We start from the raw sequence: 19,451 nt of genomic DNA, 5'->3' as shown, positions 1-19,451 counted from the left end.
TATGCACGGCATGGGATAATTCGCTCATGGTCTCCGTGGTGCATTCCCTCCGGCAGGCGAACGGCGAAGCCGACGCGCTGTCGCAATTGTGTCTCGGCTTGCCCGAGGCCGCGGTCGCGCGCGCCGACGAAGCGCTGACGCTGGCGCGCGAAGCTTACGGCGACAAGCTGCTCGGCACCGGGGAACCGATTTTGCAGCACGCCCTGGGCATGGCCCTGATCGTGGCTTCGCTCGACCTCGATGCCGATGCACGCATCGCGGCCTTGCTGTTTGCCGCCAGCGACCACGTCAAGGACTGCAACGAACGCCTGAAAGTCGGCTTTGGCGACACGGTGACGGGGCTGGTCTCCGGGCTGCATCGGCTTGGCGGCTTGCGCCCGCTGACGCGCGCGGCGGCAGGCGAAGGCGCGGCGGAGGTCGGGGTCGATGTCAAGACTCAAGCCGAGATCCTGCGCAAAATGCTGCTGGCGATGGTCGATGACATTCGGGTGGTGCTGCTGCGGCTGGCCAGCCGGGTGCAGACCCTGCGCTTCCTCAACAACCAGCCCGGCGCCCAGCGCGACGAGATGGCGCGCGAAAGCCTGCTGATCTATGCGCCGCTGGCCAACCGGCTCGGCATCTGGCATGTGAAATGGGAGCTGGAGGATCTGTCCTTCCGCTATCTGGAGCCGGAAGTCTACAAGCGCATTGCGAAAATGCTCGACGAGAAGCGCTCGGAACGCGAGAGCTTCATCGACGAAGCCGTGGCGCGCCTGCGGGCGGAAATGGCGGCGGTCGGCGTGCGCGCCGAAATCTATGGCCGGCCCAAACACATCTTCAGCATCTGGAACAAGATGCGCGGCAAGGACATCGACTTCGAGAAGGTCTACGACGTGCGCGCCGTGCGCATCATCGTCGACGAAGTGAAGGATTGCTACACGGCGCTGGGCATCGTCCATCATCTGTGGCAGCCGATCCACGGCGAATTCGACGACTACATTTCGCATCCCAAGGGCAATTACTACCGTTCGCTGCACACGGCGGTGGAGGCCGAGGACGGCCGCTCGCTGGAGGTGCAGATTCGCACCCGCGAGATGCACGAGCATGCCGAACTGGGCGTCGCCGCGCACTGGCGCTACAAGGAATCCGGCAGTTCGGCCAAGGCCGGTGGCGCCTATGAAGACAAGATTTCCTGGCTGCGCCAGTTGCTGTCGTGGCGCGACGAAATCGCCGATTCCGCCGAATGGGTGCAGCAGTTCAAGCGCGCCGCGCTGGACGACACGATTTACGTGCTGACGCCGCAGGACAAGGTGATCGACCTGCCGCGCGGCGCCACGCCGCTCGACTTCGCCTACCGGCTGCACACCGACCTCGGCCACCGCTGCCGCGGCGCGAAGATCGACGGCCACATGGTGCCGCTCAACACGCCGCTCGCCAACGGGCAGCGCGTCGAGATAAGCACCATCAAGAGCGGCGGTCCGTCGCGCGACTGGCTGAATCCGGCGCAGGGCTACCTCGTCACGTCGCGCGCCCGATCCAAGGCCAAACAGTGGTTCGCGGCGCAGGACGAAGCCGAGATGCTGGCGCAGGGCCGCGCTCTGGTGACCAAGGAATTGCAGCGCGAAGGGCAGAGCCAGGCCAACCTCGACGAACTGGCGGTGAAGCTCGGGCTGAAGAGCGCCGATGCGCTGTTCCTCGCGGCGGCGCGCGGCGAAGTCGGCATGCGGGCGATCGACGTCGCCTTGCGCGGCGGCGCCGAAGAACTGCCACCCGAGCCGGAAATCCAGACGCGCAAGAGCAAGGCCGGCGACAGCCGCATCCTCGTGGTCGGCGTGGACAAGCTGCTGACGCAGGTGGGCAAGTGCTGCAAGCCGATGCCGCCCGACGCCATCACCGGCTTCGTCACGCGCGGCAAGGGCATCTCGATCCACCGCGTCGACTGCATCAACTTCCGCAACATGGCGGCGCGCAATCCGGAGCGCGTCATCAGCGCGGAGTGGGGGGCGCAGTCGGGCGCCGTCTATCCGGTCGATCTGCTGGTGGATGCCGGCGACCGGCAGGGCCTGCTGCGCGACATTTCCGACATCCTGTCGCGCGAGAAAATCAACGTCACGGCGGTCAGGACGCAGTCCAAGGCGGGCGTCGCCCACATGGGCTTCACCGTCGAACTGTCGGGCACGGCAGCGCTGCAAAAGGCCTTGTCTGCCCTGCGCGAAGTACCGGGGGTAATCAGCGCGCAGCGGCGTTAGGCGGTGACCATGTCCTGCCAATGATGGATTCTTGTCCCGCACCCGCGTTGCATGGAGAAGGCGGCGATGGCCGCGGCAAGGGTTTCCACCGGGATCGAGCGAAATTTCGCGAGGCCGCCGATCATGACCTTGTCGAGCAGGGGCAGGGCGGGGAAGAGCAGCGATTCGGCCCAGCGCCGGTCGGTACGTTCGGCGACGATCATGCCGGGGCGATAGATGCCCAAGTCGGCGAAGTCCAGCGTCTTGAGCGCTTCCTCGGTGCGGCCTTTCAGGCGGGCGTAGAACACCGGCGATCGCGAGTCGGCGTTCGCGGCGGAGAGGTAGGCGAAGCGTGTTGCGCCGGCCGCGAGGGCCGCTTTGGCGAATGCCAGGACGAAGTCATGGTCGATGCGGGTCATCGCGGCCTCCGAGCCGGCGATCTTGATCGTCGTGCCGAAAGTGCAGTAGCAATCATCGACCTTCAGGCCGTCGAAGCCGGCGGCCAGATTTTCAAAATCGACGACACGATCTTCCAGTTTGCGGTGGCGCAGGCCCGTCGCCCGGCGGCCCAGGGTGATGATCTTGTCGTAGCGCGGATCGTCAAGCAGCAGTGGCAGGAGCTTTTGCCCTGTCGCTCCGCTGGCGCCGAGGAGGGCCGCGATTCGCATGTCAGGCGATCCGTGCCGAGAGGTGCCCCAGGTGCAGGCGCGGCAGGGCGGCGTGCAGCCGCTCCGGATGCGCCGAAGCGTGCAGGTGCAGCTTGCCGGTGCCGTCGGCCAGGCCGCCCGCAAGGCGCCGCGTCTGGCGGGCGACCGCATCGGCGACATCGACCAGCTGCGCGCGGCTGCCGACGATTTTCCGCAGCAGCGGCGCAAGAAAGCTGTAATGCGTGCAGCCCAGCACGATGCGATCGACGCCCTGGTCGAGCAGCGGTTCGACCCGGGTGCGCACGTCGGCGGCCAGCGCCGGGTCGTCAAGTTGCAGCATTTCGACGTGGGTGGCCCAGCCGGGGCAGGGCTCGACGAAGACCTCGATGCGGCCGGCGTGGTCTCGGATCAGGTGCTTCAGGCGCTGGCTCTTGGCGGTGGCTTCCGTCGCCAGCACGGCGATGCGGCCGCTCTGCGTCTCCTGCGCCGCAGGTTTGATGCCGGGTTCGACGCCAACCACCGGGACGCCCGGATGGGCGGCACGCAGGGCCTGCACCGCGGCGGCGGTGGCGGTATTGCAGGCCACTACCAGCAGGCTGCAGCCGCGCTCTGCCAGATGTTCGCCGATGGCCAGCACGCGGCGCTGAATCTGTTCCTCGCTCTTGTTGCCGTAGGGAACGTGGGCCGTGTCCGCGTAATAGCTGAAGTCGGCACGCGGCAGCGTATCGATCAGCGCCGCCAGTACCGATAGGCCGCCGAGGCCGGAATCAAAGACACCGATCATGATGTGAAAGTCGGCGCTGGCGATACGGCGATTTGTGCCGGGCGGAGCACCGATTCTGGAGCGAATGAGGCATTCATGGCCGGCAGTTTAGCTTGTCGCGGGCCGCTTGATGCCAGCATTGCCAGTCTTCGCTCGGGTTACAATGACGGCATGGAAAAGGTCGTGGCTCGCCACCCGCTTCATCAGCAACCACGCGACACCGAATACTGGCTGTCGCGCGCACCCTCGCAGCGCCTTGACGCCGTCGAGATGTTGCGTCTGGCTTGGCTGGAATCCCATCCCGATGCTGTCCAGGGACTTCAAAGAGTTTGTCGCGTTACTAAACGCTCGCGGGGTTGAATACCTCGTAGTGGGCGGCTATGCCATGGCGCTGTATGGCCGGCCGCGCCATACCGGCGATCTCGATATCTGGATTCGCCGCAGCCCGGAAAATGCCCAACGATTGATGGCTGCGTTGAGCGACTTCGGCTTTGGCGACGTGGGGCTCTCGCAGCAGGATTTCGAGCTTCGCGAAAACGTGGTGCAGCTCGGCTATCCGCCATTTCGCATCGACCTGCTGACCGACATCGACGGCGTGGATTTTGACGCCGCCTGGCCGAATCGAGAAACCACAGTCCATGATGGGCTGTCGATTCATTTTGTTGCGCTCACCGATCTCAAGGCCAACAAGCGGGCCAGTGGCCGGCCACGTGATATCGACGATCTCGAACAGTTGCCGTAGCTGTTCCGCGTCAGGCTATCAAGCCACTCTGACCGGAATCTTGCCGATCTTCGCCTGCCATTCCTTCGGCCCGGTGATGTGTACCGAAGTGCCCAGTGAATCCACGGCGACGGTGACGGGCATGTCCTTCACGTCGAACTCGTAGATGGCTTCCATGCCGAGATCGGCGAAGCCGACGACCTTGGCCGACTGGATCGCCTTGGCGACGAGGTAGGCGGCGCCGCCGACGGCCATCAGGTAGGCCGACTTGTTGTCCTTGATCGCCTCGATCGCTGCCGGGCCGCGCTCGGCCTTGCCCACCATGGAAATCAGGCCGGTCTGCTCCAGCATCATGCGGGTGAACTTGTCCATCCGCGTCGCGGTGGTGGGGCCGGCGGGGCCGACCACTTCCTTGCCGACCGGATCGACCGGACCGACGTAGTAGATCACCCGGTTGGTGAAATCGACCGGGAGCTTTTCACCTTTCGCCAGCATGTCGGCGATGCGTTTGTGGGCGGCGTCGCGGCCGGTGAGCATCTTGCCGTTGAGCAAGAGCTTCTGGCCGGGCTTCCAGGCGGCGACCTGGGACTTGGTCAGGCTGTCGAGGTCGACACGGGTGGCCGTGGCGGCATCGGCCTGCCAGGTGACCTTCGGCCAGTCTTCCAAGCTGGGCGGCGTCAGCTTCGCCGGGCCGGAACCGTCGAGCTCGAAATGGATGTGGCGCGTCGCGGCGCAATTGGGGATCAGCGCCACGGGCAGGTTGGCGGCGTGCGTCGGGTAGTCGAGCACCTTGACGTCGAGCACCGTGGTGAGGCCGCCGAGGCCTTGCGCACCGATGCCCAGCGCATTGACCTTTTCGTGCAATTCGAGGCGCAGCTCTTCGGCACGATTTTTCGCTCCACGGGCTTTCAGGTCCTGGATGTCCACCGGCGCCATGATGGCTTCCTTGGCCAGCAGCATGGCCTTTTCCGGCGTGCCGCCGATGCCGACTCCGAGGATGCCGGGCGGGCACCAGCCGGCGCCCATGGTCGGCACGGTCTTGAGTATCCATTCGACGAGGTCGTCGGACGGGTTCAGCATGGCGAACTTGGCCTTGGCTTCCGAGCCGCCGCCCTTGGCCGCGCAGATGACTTCGACATGATGGCCGGGAACGATCTCGTAATGCACCACGGCCGGGGTGTTGTCCCTGGTGTTCCGGCGAGCGCCGGCGGGGTCGGCCAGCACCGAGGCGCGCAGCGGGTTGTCGGCATTGCCGTAGGCGCGGCGCACGCCTTCATCGACCATGGCCTGCACCGAGAGCGTGGCGTCCCACTGCACCTGCATGCCGACCTTGAGGAAGACCAGCGCGATGCCGGTGTCCTGGCAGATCGGGCGGTGGCCTTCGGCCGACATGCGGCTGTTGGTCAGGATCTGCGCAATGGCGTCCTTGGCTGCGGGCGACTCTTCGCGCTCATAGGCGGCGCCCAGCGCGGTGATGTAGTCGAGCGGGTGGTAGTAGCTGATGAACTGGAAGGCATCGGCGATCGACTGGATGAAATCTTCCTGGCGGATTGCGGGCATGGCAGGCTCCGTTGGCGAATTAGTGTTTGGTCGCGTGGCTCACGGTCAGGGTCTGCATCATGATCTTGTCCGTGTAGGCGATGGCGATGGCGGAAATCAGGAAAGAAGCGTGGATCGCGATCTGCGCGATGATCACCCTGTCGTCGGTTTGCGCCGCGTTGATGAAGGTACGCAGCAGGTGGATCGAGGAAATGCTGATCAGCGCGACCGCCAGCTTGACCTTGAGCACGCCGGCATTGACGTGGGACAGCCACTCGGGCTGGTCGGGGTGGCCTTCGAGGTCGAGGCGCGAAACGAAAGTTTCGTAGCCGCCGATGATGACCATGATCAGCAGGTTGGCGATCATGACCACGTCGATCAGGCCCAGCACGATCAGCATCACCTCGTTTTCGCTGAGGCTGCCGGCCTTGGTCACCAGGATCCCCAGTTCGTGCATGAATTGATACACATAGACGCCCTGGGCGATGATCAGTCCCAGATACAGCGGCGCTTGCAGCCAGCGGCTCCAGAAGATGAAAAACTCCATGGGTTTGATGATTTTGTTCATGGCGGGCAGGCAGGAGTGATGCGGGGCAGCAATATTACCCCAGGCGCCGCAGCGCAAGGCCCGCAAACAGCGTAAGTCGCATGTAAGCCACTTTTCGTTTAATGTGAAAACGAATAAAATCAACATGGTTTGCAGGCTCGGCATACTCGGCATTGACGAAGGAAGCGCCGGCTTGCCTGACTGCAGGTTTTGGCCGAAGTGGCGGAAGAACATTTCATCCGGATTCCATCCGGGTGCATGCGAAAGGAGAGCTGTAAATGTCCAGCATCGAATCGAATGTCACGGAAACTCGTGTATTCCCCCCGGCGGATGCCGTAGTCAAGAAAGCCACGATTTCCGGCATGGCGGCCTACGAGGCGCTGTGCAAGGAAGCCGATCAGGATTACGCCGGCTTCTGGGCACGTCTGGCCCGCGAGCACGTGAGCTGGAAGCAGCCTTTCACCAAGTCGCTGGACGAATCCAAGGCGCCGTTCTACGAATGGTTTGCCGACGGCAAGCTGAACGTCTCCTACAACTGCCTCGACCGCAACATCGAAGCCGGCCTCGGCGACAAGGTCGCGATCATTTTTGAAGCCGACGGCGGGCAGGTCAGCAAGATCACCTACAAGGAACTGCTGGTTCGTGTCGCCAGGTTCGCCAACGCGCTGAAGGCGCAAGGCATCAAGAAGGGCGATCGCGTCCTGATCTACATGCCGATGTCGGTCGAAGGCGTGGTCGCCATGCAGGCCTGCGCCCGCATCGGCGCCATCCATTCCGTGGTGTTCGGCGGCTTCTCCGCCAAGAGCGTGCAGGAGCGCATCCAGGATGCCGGCGCGGTTGCCGTCATCACTTCCGACGAGCAGTGCCGCGGCGGCAAGAACATTCCGCTGAAGCCCGCGGTCGACGACGGCATCGCCATGGGCGGCTGCGAGTCGATCAAGACGGTGATCGTCTTCAAGCGCACCGGTGGTCCCTGCAACATGGTGGCCGGCCGCGACATCTGGTGGGAAGACGCCACCGCCGGCCAGTCCGACGTGTGCGAGCCCGAGTGGGTCGGCGCCGAGCATCCGCTGTTCCTGCTGTACACCTCGGGTTCCACCGGCAAGCCGAAGGGCGTCCAGCACAGCTCCGGCGGCTACCTGCTGCACGCGATCCTGACCATGAAGTGGACCTTCGACATCAAGCCGGATGATGTCTTCTGGTGCACCGCCGACATCGGCTGGGTCACCGGCCACACCTACATCACCTACGGCCCGCTGGCCTGCGGCGCCACCGAGATCGTGTTCGAAGGCGTGCCCACCTACCCGGATGCCGGACGCTTCTGGAAGACCATCGAGAAGCACAAGGTCAACATTTTCTACACCGCGCCGACGGCGATCCGCTCCCTGATCAAGGCCGGCGAAAATGCGCCGACGACGCATCCGAAGAACTTCGACCTCTCCAGCCTGCGCATCCTCGGCTCGGTCGGCGAGCCGATCAATCCCGAAGCCTGGATGTGGTACTACAACAACGTCGGCGGCGCGCGCTGCCCGATCGTCGACACTTTCTGGCAGACCGAGACCGGCGGCCACATGATCACCCCGCTGCCGGGCGCGACGCCGCTGGTGCCGGGCTCCTGCACCCTGCCGTTCCCTGGCATCGCGGCCGCCATCGTCGACGAGACCGGCAACGATGTCGAGTGGGGCAAGGGCGGCTTCCTCGTCGTCAAGAAGCCCTGGCCAGCGATGATCCGCACCATTTACGGCGATCCCGAGCGCTACAAGAAGTCCTACTTCCCGGTGGATTTCGGCGGCAATCTGTACCTCGCGGGCGACGGCGCGATGCGCGACGCCAAGACCGGCTACTTCACCATCATGGGCCGCATCGACGACGTGCTGAACGTCTCCGGCCACCGCATGGGCACCATGGAAATCGAATCGGCACTGGTGTCGAACCCGCTGGTGGCGGAAGCCGCCGTGGTGGGCCGTCCCGACGACCTGACCGGCGAGGCCATCTGCGCCTTCGTCGTGCTGAAGCAGGCGCGTCCGACGGCGGAAGAGGCCAAGAAGATCGCCAACGAGCTGCGCAACTGGGTCGGCAAGGAAATCGGCCCGATCGCCAAGCCCAAGGACATCCGTTTCGGCGAGAACCTGCCGAAGACGCGTTCCGGCAAGATCATGCGCCGCCTGCTGCGCAGCCTGGCCAAGGGCGAGGAGATCACCCAGGACGTTTCCACGCTGGAAAATCCGGGCATTCTGGATCAGCTCAAGCAGAACGCCTGACGCCGTGCCATGACGGAAAAGCGCCCCTCGCAAGACGGGCGCTTTTTTTTCGTCCCGAGCGCGGCGGACATGACGTCGGGGAGTAGGATTTCGGCTGATACTGACGCTTTGGAGGTGATGCCATGACACTGGCCCGGCTGACCGCGCAACGTCTCGCCTTTCTGTTTCTGCTCGGCTGCTTCTTCTTCAACTATCCGCTGCTGTCGGTATTCAATCGGCATGGCGAGTTCTTCGGCCTGCCGCCGCTGTATGCGTGGCTGATGGGTTCCTGGCTGGCATTGATCGTGCAAATGGCCTGGGTGGTCGAAAGCCGGAGGGACTGAGGTGCTGCAAGGCTGGGTCATCGTCCTCGCCTCCTTCCTCTATCTGGGGATTTTGTTCGCCATCGCCTGGTATGCAGATCGGCGCGCGGATACCGGGCGCTCGCTGATCGCCAGTCCGGTGGTCTATGCGCTATCGCTGGGGGTGTACTGCACGACCTGGACCTTCTACGGCAGCGTCGGGCGGGCCGCCGCCAGCGGCATCGGCTTCCTGCCAATCTATCTCGGGCCGACCCTGCTGTTCGCACTGGCCGGCTTCGTCCTGCACAAGATGATCCGGGTGGCCAAAGCCAATCGCATTACCTCGATTGCCGACTTCGTCGCCTCGCGCTACGGCAAGAGCCAGTTGCTCGGTGGCCTGGTCACGGTGATTGCGGTGATCGGCGTGATTCCCTACATCGCGCTGCAACTCAAGGCGGTGTCGAACAGTTTTGCGATCCTCACCAGTTACCCCGAGATCATCATGCCGGCCACGGCCGGCGCCGTGCCACTGTTCCAGGACAGCGCGTTGTATGTGGCGATGATCCTGGCCGCCTTCACCATTCTCTTCGGCACCCGCCACCTGGATGCCACCGAACGCCACGAAGGGATGGTGGCCGCGATTGCCGTCGAGTCGGTGGTGAAGCTTGCGGCCTTTCTGGCGGTGGGAGTTTTCGTGATCTGGGGCATGCACGACGGCATCGGCGACATTTTCGCGCAGGCGGCGAAGGTGCCTGAAGTCGCCCGCCGTCTGGCCACCGCCGACTCCCCGGCCGCCTATGGCACCTGGGGCACGCTGATATTCCTCTCGCTGTTCGCCGCGCTGCTGTTGCCGCGCCAGTTTCAGATCGCGGTGGTGGAAAACGTCGATCCCAGCCATTTGCGTCGCGCGGTGTGGATGTTTCCGCTCTACCTGTTCCTGATCAACCTGTTCGTGCTGCCTGTCGCCCTGGCCGGCCTGATGCATTTCCAGGGCGCCACCGTCGATGCCGACACCTTTGTGCTGACCTTGCCGATGGCTCACCAGCAAGAGGCGCTGGCCCTGTTTGTTTATATCGGAGGCCTGTCGGCGGCAACCGGCATGGTGATCGTCGAGACCATCGCCTTGTCCACCATGGTTTGCAACGACCTGGTGATGCCAGTTCTGCTGCGCCTGCCGGTACTGGGCCTGGCTGCGCGTGCCGATCTGTCGGGCCTCCTGCTGGAGATCCGGCGCTGGGCCATTGCCATCATCCTCGGTCTTGGCTACCTGTATTTCCGCGTCGCCGGCGAAGCCTACGCGCTGGTGTCGATCGGACTGATCTCCTTCGCCGCCGTGGCCCAGTTCGCGCCGGTGGTGATTGGCGGCCTGTTCTGGAAGGGAGGTACCCGCGAGGGCGCGCTGGCAGGCCTGGCGGCGGGCTTCGTGTTGTGGAGCTACACCTTGCTCCTGCCGTCCTTTGCCAAATCTGGCTGGTTGCCCGACGGCTTCATCGCGCATGGCCTGTTCGGCAACGAACTGCTGCGTCCGCAGCATCTGTTCGGTCTCACCGGACTCGATGAAATCACCCACTGTCTGGTGTGGAGCCTGCTGGCGAATCTGGGCGCCTACATCGGTGTCTCCTTGCAGCGGGTACCGAACGTCCGCGAGGCGCGGCAGGCGACGCTGTTTGTCGGCGGCGCCGAGGCGGCGGGGGTTTCGGGTTGGCGCGGCAGTGCCGGGGTCGCCGACCTGTTGCCGCTGGCGGGGCGCTTTCTCGGCCTCGATCGGGCGCAGGACGCCTTCACCCGTCACGCGCAGCAACGCGGTCTGAGGGGCCTTGAAGATCTTCCCGCCGACACCCGGCTGGTGAGTTTTGCCGAAACCCTGCTGGCGGGTGCCATCGGATCGGCCTCGGCACGCGCGATGGTGGCCTCGGTCGTGACCGAAGAGCCGCTGGGCATCGACGAAGTGATGAACATCCTCGACGAGGCGTCGCAGGTGCGAGCCTACACCCGGGAGCTGGAACAGAAGTCGCTGGAGCTGACCCGTGCCACCAACGACCTGCGCGAGGCGAACGCCCGCCTGCGCGAACTGGATCGCATGAAGGACGATTTCATCTCGACCGTGACGCACGAGCTGCGCACGCCGCTGACCTCGATCCGCGCCTTCTCGGAAATGCTGCAGGAGGATCCCAAGATCGACCTGGCCCAACGCGCGCGGTTTCTCGGCATCATCGTCAGCGAGACCGTGCGCCTGTCGCGCCTGATCAACCAGATCCTCGATCTGGCCAAGCTCGAATCGGGTCGTGCGGAATGGACCGTGGCCGCGGTTGACGTGGCAGAAGTGGTTCGTGAAGCAGCCGATTCGCTGGCTGCCCTTTTCGCCGAAAAGCACGTTGCACTGGAACTCGACGGCTGCGAGAGCGGGCTCGTCGTGGCTGCCGACCGGGACCGGCTGATGCAGGTCATGGTCAATCTGCTGTCGAATGCGCTCAAGTTCGTTCCGGCCGAGGGCGGTCGCGTGAAAGTCGGCGCTGGCGGCACGGCGAGCGAGGTGCGCGTCAGCGTCACCGACAACGGGCCGGGTATCCAGCTGGTGGATCAGGAAGTGATTTTCGACAAGTTCCGGCAGGGCGCGGGCACCACCGACGTGCTCACCGACAAGCCGCAGGGTACCGGCCTCGGCCTGCCGATCAGCCGCCAGATCATCGAGTATTTCAACGGCCGCCTGTGGGCGGAAAGCACGCCGGGTGCCGGCGCCTGTTTTGTGTTCACACTGCCGCGACAGGCGGGCGATAATGGCAAATTACCGGGAGGAGTTTGATGAGCCATCGCATCCTGATTGTCGATGACGAGCCCAACATTGTCATTTCGCTTGAGTACCTGATGAAGAAGGAAGGATTCCAGGTCGCCGTGGCGGCCGACGGCGAAGCCGCGTTGCAGCAGGCAGCGGCATTCGCCCCCGACCTGATCCTGCTCGACGTGATGATGCCGAAAAAATCCGGTTTCGAAGTCTGCCAGGCGTTGCGCGCCGACCCTGCGCAGGCGGCGGTGAAGATCATCATGCTCACCGCCCGCGGCCGCGAGACGGAAGTGACCAAGGGCCTGGCGCTGGGCGTCGATGCCTACATCACCAAGCCGTTCTCGACCAAGGATCTCGTGCTCCAGATCAAGTCGCTGCTGGCATGAAAGCGAAATTCCGTTTCATCATTGCCGCGTGCGTCCTCGGCTTGCTGATGACGGGCCCCTTTGCGCTTACCGCCGTCCTGCTGTTCGCCGATGCAAAGGACGCCGAGCGCGCGGCGTTTGCCGAATTCCTGCTGCCGCGCCTGCCTCTGGGCGGGTTGATGACGCTTTTCGGCTTCATGGCCGGGCTGATCCTGTTGCGCAGCCTGTTCCAGCAATATGTCCATGGCCTGCTGCGCATGGCCGAAACCCTGCGCCTGATGCTCGGCGCCAATCGCAACTTCCGCGTCGCGCCCGAAGGCCCTCCCGAAGTGCGCGAACTGGCGCGGGCCGCCAACGATCTGGCACAGCAGCGCGACGAGCTGCTGACCGATGTCGAGGAGCAGATCAGGCTGGCCAAGGCCACTGTCGAAGAAGAGAAAAACCGGTTGGCCGCGCTGATGTCGGAGCTGGCGATGGCGGTGGTGGTGTGCAACCTCGACGGCCGCATCCTGCTCTACAACAGCCGCGCCCGGCTGCAGTTCAAGGCGCTGGCGCAGGGGCCGACGTCGATGAGCGGCGGCGCGCTGATCGGGCTGGGACGATCGATATTTTCCATCCTCGAGCGCGGGCAGATCACCCATTCACTGGAGAAAATCCAGCAGCGCTTGCGCAAGGGCAGCGCAGAACCGACGGCCAATTTCATCACTTCCACGCGCGGGGGGCAGTTGCTCAGGGCGCAGATGGCACCGGTACTTGGCAAGGCAGAGAGTCGCCAGGGCGATGAGGATTCGACCGCTGCAACATTGTCCGCTGCCGATTCGATGGGCACCGAACTGCAAGTGACGGGTTACGTCCTGACCATCGAAAACATCACGCGCAATTTCGAACGCGAAGCCGAGCGCGACCAGGTCCTGCAACTTCTGACCGACGGCAACCGCGCGGCGCTGGCCAACATCCGCGCCGCGGTGGAGACGCTGATCGACACGCCGGACATGGAACCGGACTACCGCGAGCGCTTCACCCGCGTGATCGCGGACGAAGCCTCGACCATGAGCGAGCGCCTCGAAACGACCATGAGCCGCTTTGCCGACTCGCTGAAGACGCGCTGGCCGCTGGAAGACGCGCTGGCCGCTGGAAGACGTGCTGGCGATCGACATCCTTGCCGCTGCCGAGCGGCGCATCGAAGACGCGCTGAAATTGCCGATCAAGCACGAAGACCAGGATGCCAGCCTGTGGATGCGGGTGGACAGCTTTGCGCTGATCCAGGCCATCACCTTCCTTGCCTCGCGCCTGCAGGACCACTATGCCATTCGCGAATTACGGCTGCGGCTTTCGGCCGAGGGCAGGATGGTATTCGTGGACCTGATCTGGTCGGGCACGCCGGTTTCCTCGGAGACGCTGTATGCATGGGAGCTGGAGCCGATGAACGTCGGCGCCGAGATCAGTCCGCTGACACTGCGCGACGTGATCGACCGGCATGGCGCGGAAATCTGGTACCAGCGCGACAAGGCCGCGCACAATGCCTTCTTCCGCATCGTCCTGCCGGCGGCGGCCACGCCCGAGGTGCAGGCCACCGACCAGGCGCAGCATCTCCACAGCGAAAGCCGCCCCGAGTATTACGACTTCGATCTATTCGCTTCGCGCGATGCCGAGGGCTCCGGCATCGACCTCGATCGGCGGCTGGCCGACCTTGCCTACTCGGTGTTCGACACCGAAACCACGGGTCTGGAGCCTTCCAACGGCGACGAGATCATCCAGATGGGTGCGGTACGGATCGTGAACCAGCGCCTGCTGCGGCAGGAAATCTTCGATCAGCTGGTGGATCCGCGGATTCCGCTGAAGCCCGAGGGCATTCCGATCCACGGTATCACCGAGGCCATGGTCAAGGGCCAGCCGACGCTGGATGTGGTGCTGCCGGCTTTCCACGAGTTCTGTCACGAAACCGTGCTGGTGGCGCACAACGCCGCCTTCGACATGCGCTTCTTCCAGTTGAAGGAAGACAGCCTGGGGGTGCGCTTCACCCAGCCGGTGCTCGACACGCTGCTGCTGTCGGCGGTGATTCATCCCAACCAGGAGACGCACCGCCTGGAGATCATTGCCGAGCGCCTCGGCATCAATGTCATCGGTCGCCACACCGCGCTGGGCGATGCCTATGTCACCGGCGAAGTCTTCCTCAAAATGATTCCGCTGCTCGCCGACATGGGCATCGTCACCCTGCGTCAGGCGCTGGATGCCGCGCAGCAGACCTACTTCGCCCGCATAAAATACTGAGAAGCCATGAGTAAATCTACTGCGCGTGCCGGATCAGGGTTTTGGCGGTGCTCGCTATCCTCACATATAGAAACATATGTTCCGGTAGCTGTGCTCCGGCCGCACCCTGCTGCGGCCCGCTCGCTACGATTTCTTCACGGCTTCCGGCCTTTGTAATGACGTACGACGAAATCCTCCCGCAGGCCGGCGCCATCGCCAGGGCTTCCGCCAGGATCGCGGCCGCGCCCGATGTCGCCACGCTGGTGTCATGCGCGGCCGAAGTGCGCCAGCTGGCCGTGGCCCTGCATCGCGAGGAAGCCGGGCCGGCGCTGGTGACGCAAGCGCTGTCCCGCCTCAACGACGCCATTGGCGAGCGCGTGCTGGCGGTGCTGATGCCCCGCTTTCGGTTGCCGCCGGCGCGCTGGTGCTGGCTAGGCCTCGGCTCGGAAGGACGTCTGGAGCAGACCCTGGCCACCGATCAGGACAACGGGCTGGTGTTTTCCGCGCTGGATGACGGCGAGGCGCGCCAGTTGCGCGAGCTGTTTCTGCCTTTTGCCCGGGCGGCGAACCAGGCGCTGGCCGAATGCGGTTTTCCGTTGTGCGACGGCGAGGTGATGGCCGGCAATCCGCGCTGGTGCCTTTCCTTGTCGGAATGGCTGGAGAGCTTTTCCGGCTGGGTGCGCACGCCGGAGCCCGAGGCCCTGCTCAACGCGGCCATCTTCTTCGATTTCCGGCCGCTGGCCGGCGATCATGGACTGGCCGCGGTATTGCGCCGGGCCTTGTCCGATCTCACGCGCGGCAACGAGATTTTTCTGCGCATGATGACCGTCAATGCCCTCGCCGCACAGCCCCCGCTCGGGCGCCTGCGCGATTTCGCCGTCGAGGCCGGCTCCGGCGGAATGATCGATTTGAAGAAGTTCGGCTCGCGCATTTTTGTCGACGCGGCACGCATCCTGGCGCTCGGCGCCGGCATTCCCGAGACCGGCACCGCGCCGCGCCTGCGCCGGGCTGCCGCGGAAGGCGTCATGACGGGGACCGACGCCGAGGCCTGGATTCATGCCTTTCATGCGGTTCAGGGGGGCCGCCTTGCGTCTCAGGTCGCTGCCGAGGCGAGGTCGGGCAACCTGGTCGATCCGTTGCAGCTCAACGATTTTGACCGCCGCGTCCTGCTTGAAGGGCTGCGCCAGGCGCGCGCCATGCAGCAACTGCTGAAATCCCGTTACCACATCGAAACCTGAATCGAGAAAATCCCATGGCAGTCGAAACCCGTGGGGACATTCCCGCCTTCCCGCGCCGTCGCTTCCGTTTTCGAAATAGAGGATGAGTCCGCAATGAGTGAAACCCAGCAAGCCCGTAGCACGAGTTACCGCCCCAACCTGCACAGTCCGCTCGCCGCGCTGGCGCGCAGGAAACCGATCACCGCCACGCCCGAAACCCCTCTGCGCGAGGCCGTGCAGGCGATGGCGGAGAACCATGTCGGCTCCATCATCATCGTCGAGCCCGAAAGCGGCAGCCCGCTCGGCATCTTCACCCTGCGCGACCTGCTGCACCGGGTCGCCGCAAAATCCTGCGACCTCGACCAGATGGTGATGTCGGTGATGAGCGGCACGGGCCTGCTCATGCTCAACTGGCGATCCACCATCTACCAGGCCGCGCTGATCATGGCGCGCCACGGCGTGCATCACGTGATCATCGTCGATGCCGCCGGCAAGCTCGCCGGCATCGTGTCGCAGGAGGACATCTACGAACTGCAAGGCGGCGGCGGCAAGGCGATTTCCGGCGCCATCCGCACCGCGCGCGACATGAACGCCCTGGTGGCGGCGGCCGAGGGCATCCGCCGGCTGGCGGTCGGCATGCTGGCCGAAGGAGCGGCGGCCGAGCAACTGACGCAACTGATCTCCAACCTCAACGACCACCTCGCCGTGCGCATCATCGAACTGACGCGTGATGATTTCGAGTTGCCCAAGGTGGAATGGTGCTGGCTCGCCTTCGGTTCGGAAGGGCGCTTCGAGCAGACCTTGTCCACCGACCAGGACAACGGACTGGTATTCGCCGCGCCGGACAAGGATGCGGCCGCGATGCGCGAGGCCTTCCTGCCCTTTGCCCGGGCCGTCAACGAGCGGCTGGCGCAGTGTGGTTTCCCCTTGTGCAAGGGTAACGTCATGGCCAGCAACCCCGAACTGTGCCTGTCGGTGAACGAGTGGCAGGACAAGTTCGGCGGCTGGATGCGCGCCAACAGTCCGCAGGCGCTGCTCGACGCCACGATCTATTTCGATTTCCGCCCCATCTATGGCGAGGAAGAACTCGCCGACCAGTTGCGCGAATGGGTGCTGAATCGCGTGCCCGGCGAAACCCTTTTCCTGCGCTTCATGGCCGGCAACGCCGTCCAGGTCGAGCCGCCGATCGGCTTCATTCGCGAGTTCACCTTCGACAAGAATCCGGACTTTCCCCACACCCTCGACCTCAAAGCCGGCGGGGCGCGCCTGTTCGTCGATGCCGCGCGCATCCTCGCACTTGCCAACGGGGTGACCGAAACCGGGACCGCGCAGCGTTTGCGCGCGGTGGCCGCGCGCGGCAAACTGGGGAGCGACGACGTCAACGCCGTCATCGAGAGTTTTTTCTACATCCAGCAGTTGCGCCTGAAAAACCAGCAGGGCGATGTCAGCGAGGGCGCCGCCAACCGCGTCGACCCGGACGGCCTCAATGAACTGGGCCGGCTGGTGTTGCGGCAGGCCTTCAAGCACGCCAAGCGCTTGCAGTCGAGATTGCAGCTCGAATACAGGCTGTAACGCGCATGTCAGTGCAAGTTATCCGCCGGTGATGAAACATGCGAAAGGCGAATTGAAGGCCCACCCCTCCCATCCGCTGCACGGCCCACGGCTGGCTTTGCACAGCCGGCCGGCTGCGGCGGCGCGACGCATGCGTCGCGAATTCCCGCCTCGCCCCCTCACGGGGAGGCTTCTGATCAGCTCGCTTCGCTCGACTATCATCCGTCGCTCCGAACGAGTTTTTCCCCATTAAATGACGGAAGTCGTCGTCCCTCTACGTACACCGCTGCTGCGCGGCGAGCGCCGCCTGCGCATCGCCCTGGTCGGGCTGCCGGGCAGCGGCAAGACGACGCTGTTCGATGCCGTGTCGAGTACCTCGCCGCACAGCGGGACGCTGACCGGAACGCATCGCGTCTATCGCGAGTGCACTGTGCAGATCGGTTTCGACGAAGCCAGCGTGGTCGATCTGCCGAGCGTTCATTCCCTGCATCATCTGGAAGGCGATGATCTTTCCGCCCTGAAATACCTGCTCTGGGGCGACGAGCGTCCGCCCGTCTCGATGCATGAGGATTCGGCCCCGCCCGCGCCTTTCGCGCCGCCGGACCTGATCATCCAGGTGGTCGATGCCAGCAGCCTGCAAAGCCATCTCGAACTGACGCTGGAGCTGAGCCAACTCGGCCGGCCCATCGTTCTGGCGCTGAACCAGATGGACGAGGCGGCGAAGAAGGGCCTCTACATCAACATAAAATCCCTTGAAGAGCTGCTCCGCATGCCGGTGGTGCCCACCGTGGCCCTGATGGGGCAGGGCCTCACGCAACTTTTCAGCGCTGCCATGAACGCGGCGCGCGAAGCCACCTGCCCCTTGCCGCAACCTCCAAGCCGGCATATCGCCGAGAGCCTGCAACCGCTCGCGACGGCGCTCAACCGGCCCGAGATCCATGCCGCCTTCCGCGTCCCGCACCCCATGCTGGTGTGCCACTTTGCCGCTGCCGACGGCTTCATCGAGGAAGAACTCGGCCAGCATTTTCCGGGCGTGCTGCCGGAGTTACGCGCCCTGCGCGAAGCGGCCGGGCTGCGGCTGCCGCGCCCGCTGGCGGACGAATTGCACGCCGATCGCCACCATCGCGCCGCGACCCTGGTCGAGGCGGCGCTGCGCATGGGTTCGCCGACCGATACCCACGGCTGGCGCTACTGGCTGGACGAGTTGTTCCTGCATCCGCACTGGGGCCTGATCGGCAGCCTGGCCGTGTTTGCGGCGGTGCTGTTCGTGGTGTTCGAGATCAGCGGCTGGATCGATTCGATGACCACGGCGCGCCTCGCCGAAGCCTTTGCCGACTGGCGGCCGGAGGCCGGCGGCGGCATCATCGCGCGTGCGGTGCTGGACGGCCTGATCGGCCTGGTCGGGATCGTGGTGCCCTACATGATTCCGTTGGTCATGCTGCTGGTGAGCCTGGAGCAGGTGGGTCTGATGCAGCGCATCGCCTTCGTGGTCGATCGGGGTTTCCACCAGATCGGTTTGCACGGCGGCGTTGCCGTGCCCTTCCTGCTCGGGTTGGGCTGCAACGTGCCGGCCATTTCCGGCGCGGCCCGGGCCACCAGCGGTCGCGAGCGGGTGATCGCCTCGGTGCTGATCACCTTCGTGCCCTGTTCGGCGCGCTCCGCGATCATCCTCGCCGTCGCCGGCAAGTATCTCGGCGCCGCCGGCGTGTTCGGCATCTTTGCCCTGACGCTGGTCGTGATTGCCGGCATGGGCCGCCTGCTGTCGCGGCAGAATCGCGAACTCGGCCCCGGCCAGGTGCAGGAAATTCCGGCCTATGCGCTGCCGGCGTGGCGGCCGTTGCTGGCCGAGACCTGGGCCCGCACCAGCGACATCCTGACCATCGTCACCCCCTTGCTGGTGGGCGGCAGCGTGGTGCTGGCGCTGCTCAACCACGTCGGTGCCGACGGCCTCATCAACACCCTGCTGACGCCGGTCACGGTCTGGTGGCTCGGCCTGCCGCTGGCCCTGGGCGTGCCGCTGCTGTTCGGCGTGCTGCGCAAGGAGCTTTCGCTGCTGATGATCTACCAGGCGCTGGGCACCCAGGAAATCGGCGGCCTGCTCGACCCGGCGCAGATCGTCACCCTGTTGCTGTTCCTCACCTTCTACATTCCCTGCGTTTCCACCTTCGCCGTGATGCTGAAAACAGTCGGGCGCCGGGACGCATTCTTCTCCGTGGCGTTGTCGGTGGCGGCGGCGCTGCTGCTGAGCGGTGGGGCACGGCTGGTACTGGGCGGGGTGCAGATGCTGGCGAACTGAAACAGCTCCTGCGCCAGTTGCAGC

At 64.7% G+C, this 19,451-nt stretch carries 16 protein-coding genes; 10 read left to right on the top strand and 6 right to left on the bottom strand.

The annotated features are described in order from the left end of the window. Positions 1-26: 26 nt before the first annotated feature. Complete coding sequence (locus SUTH_RS11520; protein WP_041099396.1) at positions 27-2,228, top strand: RelA/SpoT family protein; 2,202 nt, start codon at positions 27-29, stop codon at positions 2,226-2,228. Here SUTH_RS11520 and SUTH_RS11515 read toward each other — a convergent pair. Beyond that, positions 2,225-2,875 carry a Rossmann-fold NAD(P)-binding domain-containing protein gene (locus tag SUTH_RS11515; protein ID WP_052473569.1) on the bottom strand — a complete coding sequence of 217 codons (651 nt, stop codon included), beginning with the start codon at positions 2,873-2,875 and terminating at the stop codon, positions 2,225-2,227. The two genes, SUTH_RS11520 and SUTH_RS11515, sit on opposite strands and share 4 nt — an antisense overlap. A 1-nt stretch (position 2,876) precedes the next feature. Next, positions 2,877-3,638: a glutamate racemase gene (gene murI / locus SUTH_RS11510; protein ID WP_041099394.1), complete on the bottom strand. Its 762-nt coding sequence runs from the start codon at positions 3,636-3,638 to the stop codon at positions 2,877-2,879. Positions 3,639-3,921: 283 nt separating this feature from the next. Between murI and SUTH_RS11500 the strand changes: the two genes are divergently transcribed. Then, a complete protein-coding gene (locus SUTH_RS11500) occupies positions 3,922-4,359 on the top strand; it encodes a nucleotidyltransferase (RefSeq protein WP_041099391.1) in 438 nt (145 codons plus the stop codon). Between the two features lie 18 nt (positions 4,360-4,377). Here SUTH_RS11500 and SUTH_RS11495 read toward each other — a convergent pair whose 3' ends face one another. Further along, positions 4,378-5,898, bottom strand: a complete 1,521-nt coding sequence (locus tag SUTH_RS11495) for a fumarate hydratase (protein ID WP_041099389.1) — start codon at positions 5,896-5,898, stop codon at positions 4,378-4,380. Positions 5,899-5,917: 19 nt separating this feature from the next. Beyond that, positions 5,918-6,445, bottom strand: a complete 528-nt coding sequence (locus tag SUTH_RS11490) for a TIGR00645 family protein (protein ID WP_041099387.1) — start codon at positions 6,443-6,445, stop codon at positions 5,918-5,920. A 257-nt stretch (positions 6,446-6,702) separates the two neighbouring features. On the opposite strand from SUTH_RS11490, the gene acs reads away from it, so the two are divergent. From acs to SUTH_RS11470, 4 genes are all read left to right on the top strand, one after another. Continuing rightward, entirely contained in the window at positions 6,703-8,685 is a 1,983-nt protein-coding gene (acs, locus tag SUTH_RS11485; RefSeq protein WP_041099385.1) for an acetate--CoA ligase, read from the top strand. A gap of 122 nt (positions 8,686-8,807) precedes the next feature. Continuing rightward, on the top strand, positions 8,808-9,008 hold the full coding sequence (locus tag SUTH_RS11480) for a hypothetical protein (protein WP_041099383.1): 201 nt from the start codon (positions 8,808-8,810) through the stop codon (positions 9,006-9,008). A 1-nt stretch (position 9,009) separates the two neighbouring features. Beyond that, entirely contained in the window at positions 9,010-11,769 is a 2,760-nt protein-coding gene (locus SUTH_RS11475) for a sensor histidine kinase (RefSeq protein WP_041099381.1), read from the top strand. After that, positions 11,769-12,134: a response regulator transcription factor gene (locus tag SUTH_RS11470; RefSeq protein ID WP_041099379.1), complete on the top strand. Its 366-nt coding sequence runs from the start codon at positions 11,769-11,771 to the stop codon at positions 12,132-12,134. Before SUTH_RS11475 ends, SUTH_RS11470 begins: the two co-directional genes overlap by 1 nt. Here SUTH_RS11470 and SUTH_RS20095 read toward each other — a convergent pair. Both SUTH_RS20095 and SUTH_RS20090 read right to left on the bottom strand, forming a co-directional pair. Further along, on the bottom strand, positions 12,071-12,754 hold the full coding sequence (locus tag SUTH_RS20095; RefSeq protein WP_041099377.1) for a hypothetical protein: 684 nt from the start codon (positions 12,752-12,754) through the stop codon (positions 12,071-12,073). The genes SUTH_RS11470 and SUTH_RS20095 overlap by 64 nt on opposite strands. Continuing rightward, complete coding sequence (locus tag SUTH_RS20090; protein ID WP_231851000.1) at positions 12,755-13,270, bottom strand: hypothetical protein; 516 nt, start codon at positions 13,268-13,270, stop codon at positions 12,755-12,757. On the opposite strand from SUTH_RS20090, the gene SUTH_RS20085 reads away from it, so the two are divergent. The 4 genes from SUTH_RS20085 to SUTH_RS11440 all read left to right on the top strand — a co-directional run bounded on the left by SUTH_RS20085 (position 13,254) and on the right by SUTH_RS11440 (position 19,427). Then, the gene (locus SUTH_RS20085; RefSeq protein ID WP_231850999.1) at positions 13,254-14,384 is read left to right on the top strand and encodes a 3'-5' exonuclease; all 1,131 of its coding nucleotides are present in this window, start codon (positions 13,254-13,256) and stop codon (positions 14,382-14,384) included. The genes SUTH_RS20090 and SUTH_RS20085 overlap by 17 nt on opposite strands. 155 nt (positions 14,385-14,539) lie before the next feature. Then, complete coding sequence (locus SUTH_RS11450; RefSeq protein WP_052473568.1) at positions 14,540-15,601, top strand: DUF294 nucleotidyltransferase-like domain-containing protein; 1,062 nt, start codon at positions 14,540-14,542, stop codon at positions 15,599-15,601. A 93-nt stretch (positions 15,602-15,694) separates the two neighbouring features. Next, on the top strand, positions 15,695-17,152 hold the full coding sequence (locus SUTH_RS11445; RefSeq protein ID WP_041099374.1) for a DUF294 nucleotidyltransferase-like domain-containing protein: 1,458 nt from the start codon (positions 15,695-15,697) through the stop codon (positions 17,150-17,152). Positions 17,153-17,384: 232 nt separating this feature from the next. Further along, positions 17,385-19,427, top strand: coding sequence for a ferrous iron transporter B (locus tag SUTH_RS11440; RefSeq protein WP_041099372.1), 2,043 nt, complete (start codon positions 17,385-17,387; stop codon positions 19,425-19,427). Positions 19,428-19,451 lie beyond the last annotated feature (24 nt).

This window comes from Sulfuritalea hydrogenivorans sk43H, assembly GCF_000828635.1.
Taxonomy (GTDB): domain Bacteria; phylum Pseudomonadota; class Gammaproteobacteria; order Burkholderiales; family Rhodocyclaceae; genus Sulfuritalea; species Sulfuritalea hydrogenivorans.
Note: the sequence above shows the minus strand (reverse complement) of the source record. Positions and strands in the feature narration are given on the sequence as shown.

Bases quoted from the DNA above. Each gene is read 5' to 3' on its own strand.
- SUTH_RS11520 (WP_041099396.1), top strand. From the start codon at position 27: ATGGTCTCCGTGGTGCATTCCCTCCGGCAGGCGAACGGCGAAGCCGAC.
- SUTH_RS11515 (WP_052473569.1), bottom strand. From the start codon at position 2,875: ATGCGAATCGCGGCCCTCCTCGGCGCCAGCGGAGCGACAGGGCAAAAG.
- murI (WP_041099394.1), bottom strand. From the start codon at position 3,638: ATGATCGGTGTCTTTGATTCCGGCCTCGGCGGCCTATCGGTACTGGCG.
- SUTH_RS11500 (WP_041099391.1), top strand. From the start codon at position 3,922: ATGCTGTCCAGGGACTTCAAAGAGTTTGTCGCGTTACTAAACGCTCGC.
- SUTH_RS11495 (WP_041099389.1), bottom strand. From the start codon at position 5,898: ATGCCCGCAATCCGCCAGGAAGATTTCATCCAGTCGATCGCCGATGCC.
- SUTH_RS11490 (WP_041099387.1), bottom strand. From the start codon at position 6,445: ATGAACAAAATCATCAAACCCATGGAGTTTTTCATCTTCTGGAGCCGC.
- acs (WP_041099385.1), top strand. From the start codon at position 6,703: ATGTCCAGCATCGAATCGAATGTCACGGAAACTCGTGTATTCCCCCCG.
- SUTH_RS11480 (WP_041099383.1), top strand. From the start codon at position 8,808: ATGACACTGGCCCGGCTGACCGCGCAACGTCTCGCCTTTCTGTTTCTG.
- SUTH_RS11470 (WP_041099379.1), top strand. From the start codon at position 11,769: ATGAGCCATCGCATCCTGATTGTCGATGACGAGCCCAACATTGTCATT.
- SUTH_RS20095 (WP_041099377.1), bottom strand. From the start codon at position 12,754: ATGGGTGATCTGCCCGCGCTCGAGGATGGAAAATATCGATCGTCCCAG.
- SUTH_RS20090 (WP_231851000.1), bottom strand. From the start codon at position 13,270: ATGTCGATCGCCAGCACGTCTTCCAGCGGCCAGCGCGTCTTCCAGCGG.
- SUTH_RS11450 (WP_052473568.1), top strand. From the start codon at position 14,540: ATGACGTACGACGAAATCCTCCCGCAGGCCGGCGCCATCGCCAGGGCT.
- SUTH_RS11445 (WP_041099374.1), top strand. From the start codon at position 15,695: ATGAGTGAAACCCAGCAAGCCCGTAGCACGAGTTACCGCCCCAACCTG.
- SUTH_RS11440 (WP_041099372.1), top strand. From the start codon at position 17,385: ATGACGGAAGTCGTCGTCCCTCTACGTACACCGCTGCTGCGCGGCGAG.